At 62.5% G+C, this 7,345-nt stretch carries 7 protein-coding genes; 5 read left to right on the forward strand and 2 right to left on the reverse strand.

Annotated features, from left to right (window positions below):
* Window positions 1-437 precede the first annotated feature (437 nt).
* Together GSQ79_RS22030 and GSQ79_RS22035 are read right to left on the reverse strand one after the other, a co-directional pair.
* Entirely contained in the window at window positions 438-1,463 is a 1,026-nt protein-coding gene (locus tag GSQ79_RS22030; RefSeq protein ID WP_158810925.1) for an NADP-dependent oxidoreductase, read from the reverse strand.
* A 137-nt stretch (window positions 1,464-1,600) separates the two neighbouring features.
* Complete coding sequence (locus GSQ79_RS22035; RefSeq protein ID WP_158810926.1) at window positions 1,601-3,007, reverse strand: NAD-dependent succinate-semialdehyde dehydrogenase; 1,407 nt, start codon at window positions 3,005-3,007, stop codon at window positions 1,601-1,603.
* A gap of 156 nt (window positions 3,008-3,163) precedes the next feature.
* Between GSQ79_RS22035 and GSQ79_RS22040 the strand changes: the two genes are divergently transcribed.
* From GSQ79_RS22040 to GSQ79_RS22060, 5 genes are all read left to right on the forward strand, one after another.
* Window positions 3,164-3,658 carry a helix-turn-helix domain-containing protein gene (locus tag GSQ79_RS22040; RefSeq protein WP_158810932.1) on the forward strand — a complete coding sequence of 165 codons (495 nt, stop codon included), beginning with the start codon at window positions 3,164-3,166 and terminating at the stop codon, window positions 3,656-3,658.
* A gap of 785 nt (window positions 3,659-4,443) precedes the next feature.
* Window positions 4,444-4,902 carry a tautomerase family protein gene (locus tag GSQ79_RS22045; RefSeq protein ID WP_158810927.1) on the forward strand — a complete coding sequence of 153 codons (459 nt, stop codon included), beginning with the start codon at window positions 4,444-4,446 and terminating at the stop codon, window positions 4,900-4,902.
* A gap of 232 nt (window positions 4,903-5,134) precedes the next feature.
* Complete coding sequence (locus GSQ79_RS22050; protein WP_210253178.1) at window positions 5,135-5,518, forward strand: MarR family winged helix-turn-helix transcriptional regulator; 384 nt, start codon at window positions 5,135-5,137, stop codon at window positions 5,516-5,518.
* Between the two features lie 298 nt (window positions 5,519-5,816).
* Complete coding sequence (locus GSQ79_RS22055; RefSeq protein WP_210253179.1) at window positions 5,817-6,197, forward strand: MarR family winged helix-turn-helix transcriptional regulator; 381 nt, start codon at window positions 5,817-5,819, stop codon at window positions 6,195-6,197.
* A gap of 95 nt (window positions 6,198-6,292) precedes the next feature.
* On the forward strand, window positions 6,293-7,345 hold a 1,053-nt coding region (locus GSQ79_RS22060; protein ID WP_158810929.1), incomplete at its 3' end, for a thiolase family protein.

The raw sequence follows: 7,345 nt of genomic DNA on the forward strand, positions 1-7,345 counted from the left end.
CCCCCGTATTGTTTGGGAACGAACCTGCAGCGACCGCCTTGCCTTTGTCGATCAAGCCGAACATGTATTTGCGATGCTCAGGCCGAATCTCCAGGATCCGGGACTCCGCGCCGTACCTGACGTAGTTTGCGTAGATCATCTTCTACCTTCCACTAGGAACCCGGCGTTTCAGGGCCGGGAGGAATGTGGCGCGGCGGTCGCAGCGAACCGTTTTGGTCCAGCTCGATTCCGGCACCTGGGTGCGGTCGGCGATGCTAGGTCTTTGCATGGCATCACGCGGCAACCATGACGCCCGGTCGCAAGCGCTTTGCGTCGAGACGGCCCTCAAGCGCTGTCTCGGAGAACGTTGCGTCGGACGCTCCGAATCAGGTCGACGGCTAATGGAACCGCAGGTGTAGCTGCGGAACGCAGGAGCGACCATGCTGGGACGCCAGTCCCTAGCCGTCCGTGAGATCAACCAGCGCCTTGCCGAAGTTATGCCCTTGCAACATGCCGATGAACGCCCGTGGCGCGTTTTCCAGGCCGACAGTGACGTCTTCCCTATACTTGATGGTTCCGTTCGCGACGTCGCTGGTCACGGATCGAAGGAACGTCGGGAAGTGCTCGTCGGCGAACTCGAAGTTGATGAAGCCTCGCATAGTCAGGCTCAGGGTCAGGACGGCGCGCATCGTGGCGGGGAGTTGGTCGTGTTCGGCGGCACCGGCACCACCGTTCTGCGAGATGAGTCCGCAGACCGGTACCCGCGCGAAGCGGTTGAGATGCGGCAGGACCGCGCTCCACACAGTGCCGCCGACATTCTCGAAATAGACGTCGATACCGCCCGGGCAAGCGATCGCAAGCTGCTTGCGGAAGTCCGAGACGCGATGATCGATCGCGGCATCGAAACCCAGGTCGTTCATGAGATAACGGCACTTCTCCGGACCGCCGGCGATGCCGACGGTCCTTGCACCAGCTTTCTTCGCCAGCTGGCCGACAAGCGATCCGACAGGACCAGTGGCCGCCGCGACGACGACGGTCTCGCCAAGTCTGGGCTTTCCGATCAAGGTCAGGCCGGACCAGGCGGTGAAACCTGGCATGCCGAGAACGCCGAGGCCGGTCGTAAGCGGGGCGTCGCGCGCGTCGAGCCGGCGAAGACCACGGCCATCCGAGATGGCGTGGCTCTGCCATCCGGTTTGCGCGAGGACGATGTCGCCCCGAGAGTATTCCGCGTGGTTGGAAGCGATGACCTCCACAACGCATTCGCCTGGCATGACGTCACCGAGCGCCAACGCCGGAGCGTAGGATCGCCGATCGTCCATGCGGCCTCGCATGTAGGGATCGAGTGAGAGGTAGAGGGTGCGCAGCAAAAGGCCGTCGGAGGGGATCGATGGCATCGGACCCGTATCCAGACGGAAGTTGTCGAGATTGGGCCTGCCATCTGGCCGCGCCGCGAGCACTACTTTCTTGAAGATCGCCGAAGGCATGGGTCTATTCCTGTTTTCCGCTTCGAGGTGGACGCCACAACGTGGCGCCACCTCAAAGCGGCCGTCTCAGACGAGCGTGGCGATGCTCGAAGGGGACGAATGTTGTCCCTTTCGAGGCCTGCGCCTTGCGGCGCCCCTCAGGCTCCGGCGATTGCGGCGAAGGGGTGCGTGTTTACCGGATCCGTATGGACCAGCTTCTTGTTGACAAACTCGTCGAAGCCGGCCTCCGAAAGCTCCCGGCCGAAGCCCGAATTCTTGTTGCCGCCGAAGGGCAGTTGCGGTTCGGTGCCGAACGGTCGGTTGACGAAGACCATCCCGCTCTCGATCTGCGCCGCCACCTTGCGTCCCCGCCCCGTATCGGCCGTGAAGACCGATGCACCCAGGCCGTACGGCGTGTTGTTCGCCAGTTGGATCGCTTCCGCCTCGTCCTTGACGGAGAAGATCGTGGCGACCGGACCGAACAGCTCCTCGAAGAACACCGGATTGTCTTCGGTGACCCCAGTCAGGATCGTCGGCTCGAGGTAGAAGCCGGGGCGATCGATGCGGTTTCCGCCGAGCGCCACCGTAGCGCCGCCAGCCTTCGCACGAGCGATCTGATCGAGCAGGAGGTTGAGCGCGCGCTCCGACGACAGCGGAGCGAGGCTCGTGTTGGCGTCGGCGGGATCGCCGGCCTTCAGCGATGCCATCTGCGCGGTGAAGCCCTCGAGGAACGCCTTGCCTCGCTCTTCGCCGACGACGATCATGCGCTTGGAGGCGACGCAGCACTGACCGCAGTTGAACATGCGTCCGACCATGGCGCTGCCGATCGTCCACTCCAGCGGTGCGTCCTCGAGGACGATGAGCGGATCGCTTCCGCCGAGTTCGAGAACGGCCTTTTTGAGGTTGCGGCCGGCACGTTCGGCCACCGCGGTGCCCGCGCGCTCACTGCCGGTCAGCGTGACGCCCCGCACGCGTGGATCGTCGATGAGGTGGCCGACCTGGTCGATCGAGGCGAACAGGTTGGTGTAGACGCCCTTGGGCACGCCCGCCTCCTCCAGCACCTTGGCAAAGGCGAGTGCCGACTTCGGCACGTTCTCGGCATGCTTCAGAAGCAGGACGTTGCCCGCCATCAGCTGCGGGCCCGCGACGCGGGCCACCTGGTAGTAGGGGAAGTTCCAAGGCTCGATGCCGAGAAGCACGCCGATCGGCTCGATGCGGATCTCGGCGTTGGGGACATCCTTCAGGGGCTTCGGCGCTAGATAGTCCTCTGCGCGTTTAGCGTAGTAATCGAGGATGTTCGCCGAGAGGCCAACCTCCGCCTGCGCCTCCATGATGTGCTTTCCCATTTCTAACGTCAGGATCTGGGCGAATTCTTCGGCCCGTTCGCGCAAGATGGATGCCGCCTTGGAAAGCATGCGCGCGCGCTCCGACACCGGTCGCTTCCGCCAGTCGGTCTTGAAGGCGTTGTGGGCGGTTGCGACCGCCTCTTCCAACGCGTGATCGCTCATCGTCGGGAAGGTTTCGACCAGGGTTCCGGTCGCCGGATTCACTGTCTGATAGGACATCAGGTTTTCCTCTATGATGCGGTTCGTTTGGGTCGCGCCTCAGGTCACCAGCACCTCAGTAAAGGTGCGCTTCGCCTGGCAGTCTAACTTTGCAACCATTGACAGCATGAGCCATTGAGTTTAACTTTGCAACCGTATTTAGGACAGGTTTTTGAGATGAAGGGGAAGAGGACTGACCTCGGGACGGCAGACTGCGCGATCGCCCGTTCGCTGCAGGTGATCGGTGACTGGTGGTCGCTGCTCATCGTGCGGGAGTCGTTCCTGGGCAGGCAGCGCTTCGGTGAATTCCAGAAGAGTCTCGGACTCGCCAAGAACATCCTCTCGACGCGTCTGAAGAAGCTCGTCCAGGAAGGGATCCTCAGCGTCGAAGCGGAGAGCCCAACGCGCAACCGCTACGTTTTGACCGAGAAGGGCAGGCGTCTCTACGTGGTCCTGATCGCACTATGGCAATGGGGCGAGGACACCTGTTTCGACGGCGATGAGTTGAGTTCAGCCATGGTCGACGGTGAAGCGCGGCTGCCACTGGCGAAGCTTGAGCCCAGGGCCCGCGACGGGCGACCGGTTGGACCGAGCGATTTCGTTCTTGCACGGAAGGCCGACATTGGATTTCGGCATGACGCTCTTCCGACCGATCGGGACAGGACAGGATAAGGGTGAGATCTTGGCGGGGTATACGCCCGTCCGAATCGACAATGCGGGGTTAGACTGATGGTCTGGGAACCAACTTGGTTGAGCGCGCCCGTGAATATCATAGCTAGGACGACCAGGATGTTGAGAAGTTTGGTAACCGAAGCGTTTCGCCTTCTCGCGGAGATTGCAAGAGCCTTCGAACCGGATGACGTCCTGTTGGAGATGCATCAGCGTCTCGCCCTGCTTGAGGCGCGTTTGTTGGAGGCCGAACCCCGAAGCGATCGGTAGGCGATGACTAGACCGCAACGGTTCTCACGAAGCGATGCCCTCCAGCGTCAGCAGTTATAAGCTGGACCGCGGACCGGGTAATCTATGTTGATCAGGTCGTGTTGGCCTGATGCGTCGATCGCCACGACAGGGCGTCCACGAGCGTAGGCCGTCGATAACCGCCGCGGATGTGTTTCGCATAGCTGGTCTGCGTCGAGCCACGAGAACCTTTACCTTGGCCGTCGCGCATCTCTCAAGAGGAAAGTTTCTGGCGATCTCACTGGTGCATACGACGGTTCCGGACCGAACGTCCAAGTCCACGACCTCGCAGTCAGAAGCTTTGGTGCCGGGTACCAGGCGATCCTGCTGGTGGCCGCCGCGGTCGCCGCAATCTCTGCGATCTTAATCATATCGCTCGTCAGCGCTGCGGAGACAGCGCCTGTTCCGAAAAGCCGCCGCGGCTCGTCGCATGTCGTGCAACCGGTCGAATGATTACCGGACCGACGGCGGCGCTCGACTTTGGTGAAAGGAAAAGCGTGATGCCAACCTACGTCTGCACCGCTAGATCTGGCTCGTCGAGCGACCAACAGAAGGAGGCAATCGCAAAGGCCATTTCGCATGCCCATAGTGAAGCGACCGGGGCTCCCTCCTACTTCGTTCAGGTCGTGTTCGACGAGAAGGGTGCGGCCGACCGCTTTCTGGGCGGCCAACCTGCCGACAGACACATCTGGATTCGTGGCGACATTCGAGCCGGTCGTACGGCTGAACAACGCGGCCGGCTGATGCTCCAGATCATGAGGGACGTCAGCGCGATCGCAGGGGTGCCCGAGACCGGAATCTGGGTCTACCTTTGCAATCTTGTACCGACGGACATGGTCGAGTACGGCCACGTGCTTCCGGCGCCTGGCGAGGAGGAGGCTTGGTTCGAAACGCTTCCCCAGGCTCTTCAGGCATTTCTCATCGGCTTGGGGACCGGCAAGGAAGACTTCTCGCTTTAGCGCTTAACGCTTAGCGTCGCGTAGCTCGGCCGCGGCCACTTCGACCAAGAAGGCATGTCCCCTTTTTCCATCGTCGAACGCTGCGTGGGAGCGTCGTCTGGTCGATTGAGGGCAGATTCTTTATATGGGATCAGTACGGAGGATGACGGTGCCAAGGACTGGAACGACCGGCTTGGAGGAAAGCCGGTGCAACGTGACAGCGGTGCGTAAGGCGTCACGGCGCCTGTCGGCAATGTATGACGAAGCGCTTGAGCCGTGCGGTCTGAAGTCGACACAGCACGCGATCCTGTCGGAATTAGTCCGGCGGCGCCTGCAGCCGCCCACCATGCGTGAACTCGCCGACGCCCTGGTCATGGACCGGTCGAGCCTGGGCCACAACCTTCGCCCCATTGCACGAGACGGATTGGTCACCTGGGCACCTAGTCTGCAAGACCGGCGTCGGCGCCACGTGACCTTGACGCCCGCGGGCATCGAGAAGTTCAAGGAGGCCAAGAAGTTGTGGAACAGCGCGCAACGGCGTTTTGACCGCGTCTTCGGCGAACGCGAGGCATCGGAATTCAGAAGAACTCTCTTGGCGATAGCCAACGACGAGCGCCTCGCCTCGCGCGCACGATGAGGATAGCCGTTTCGGGACTGGCATGAAAGCAGGTACTCGAAGGATCCAGATTCCCCCTGCGGAGAACGTATCTGAACTCCAAGATAGGTTGACACCAAACGATCAAAAGAAATTGCAGGAGAAAGGGCTGGGCGCATCCGAACGGAGCCGGACGTTGACAGATTCCCGGAAGGGGGGATATCCCCTCTTATTGGAAGACCTTAATTTCGGAGTCGTGATGTCAGCACGATCGCCGATCGTCGACAGGACCCGTTGCAATTGCACGGCTCTCCGAAAGGCTTCGCGGAGGATCTCGCAGATGTACGACTTCGCGCTCGCCCCGACGGGGCTTCGGTCGACGCAGATGACGGTCCTCGCCGAGATCAACCGGCAGACCGATGAGCTATTGACGGTCGGCGAGCTCGCCGACGCTCTCGCCATGGACCGCCCAACGATGGGCCAGAACCTGCACCCGCTGGAGCGTGAGGGGCTCATCACAATTATGCCCGGGGACGCCGATCAGCGGCGCCGCCATGTCGTGCTCACGGACGCGGGCCAGGTTCGGCTTACCGCAGCCTACCGCCTCTTGGACCGCGCCCAGGCGCGTTCCGAGGAAAGGCTCGGCGAGAAGGTCGCCGCGGACCTTCGCCGCGTCCTGCGCACGATCGTCAACGACGAGTCGCTCCTATTCGTCAAGTGATCGCCCGAAGGCGCCGTCGCCTTCGCTTGATAATGGCGGACGAGCCGGGTTGGCGTCGCCTCGCAGATTAGCCCCAACTAGCCGGAGAACTTCCGATGAGCCCGAACGATATCGTACTCTGCAATGCCGTCCGCACGCCAATTGGCGCCTACAACGGTTCTTTGAAGACCGTCCCCGCTGCAGCCTTGGGCGCCATCGTTGCGCGCGAGACGCTACATAGGTCGGGCGCCGAAGCTGGCGCTGTCGGCGCTGTCGTAATGGGTAACGTCGTCCAGGCTGGCAGCAAGATGAATCCTGCGCGGCAGGCCGCGATCGGCGGGGGCCTACCCATCTCGGTTCCAGCCATGACGGTCAACCGCGTATGTGGATCGGGAGCGCAGGCGATCGTGAGCGTGGCGCAGGAGATCGCCTTGGAGCGCTACGACGTCGGCATCGCGGGCGGCATGGAGAACATGGACCGCGCTCCGTACCTCATGGAGGGCGGGCGATGGGGCTACCGGATGGGACCGGCTGAAATCCATGACAGCATGCTGCGCGACGGTGTGGACGACGCACTCTCAGGTAAGCACTCTGGTTGGCACACGGAGGACCTCGCTTCCGATCTGCAGATTACCCGCGAAGACCAGGACCGCTTCGCCGAACGCTCGCAATGTGCGTTCGCTACGGCGCAGGCAGCGGGACGCTTCGAGGCGGAGATCGTCACCGTAACGGTAGAGGGATCGAAGGGCGCCTCCGAGTTCGCGAAGGATGAGGCACCTCGCCCCGACACCACGGCCGAGATGCTCAGCCGGCTGCGTCCGGCCTTCAGGAAGACCGGCACTATCACGGCGGGAAACGCGCCTGGCTTAAACAGCGGCGGGGCCGCGATGATCGTCGCGCGGCGTGATTATGCGGACCGTTGCGGCATCGATGCGATGGCGAGGTTGGCGGGCTACGGCATCGCCGCCGTCGAGCCTGGCATGTTCGGACTAGGACCCGTACCCGCGATTCGTCAGGCCCTTGAGCTCGCCGGATGGTCGCTTGCCGACGTCGATCGGTTCGAAATCAACGAAGCCTTCGCGGTCGTTCCGATCGCCGTCGCCCGGACGCTCGGCATTCCCCTCGACCTCGTGAACCCCGAGGGAGGCGCTATCGCCCACGGGCACCCG

The organism is Beijerinckia sp. L45 (assembly GCF_009765775.1).
Taxonomy (GTDB): domain Bacteria; phylum Pseudomonadota; class Alphaproteobacteria; order Rhizobiales; family Beijerinckiaceae; genus RH-AL1.

Bases quoted from the DNA above. Each gene is read 5' to 3' on its own strand.
- GSQ79_RS22050 (WP_210253178.1), top strand. From the start codon at position 5,135: ATGTATGACGAAGCGCTTGAGCCGTGCGGTCTGAAGTCGACACAGCAC.
- GSQ79_RS22040 (WP_158810932.1), top strand. From the start codon at position 3,164: ATGAAGGGGAAGAGGACTGACCTCGGGACGGCAGACTGCGCGATCGCC.
- GSQ79_RS22035 (WP_158810926.1), bottom strand. From the start codon at position 3,007: ATGTCCTATCAGACAGTGAATCCGGCGACCGGAACCCTGGTCGAAACC.
- GSQ79_RS22030 (WP_158810925.1), bottom strand. From the start codon at position 1,463: ATGCCTTCGGCGATCTTCAAGAAAGTAGTGCTCGCGGCGCGGCCAGAT.
- GSQ79_RS22055 (WP_210253179.1), top strand. From the start codon at position 5,817: ATGTACGACTTCGCGCTCGCCCCGACGGGGCTTCGGTCGACGCAGATG.
- GSQ79_RS22045 (WP_158810927.1), top strand. From the start codon at position 4,444: ATGCCAACCTACGTCTGCACCGCTAGATCTGGCTCGTCGAGCGACCAA.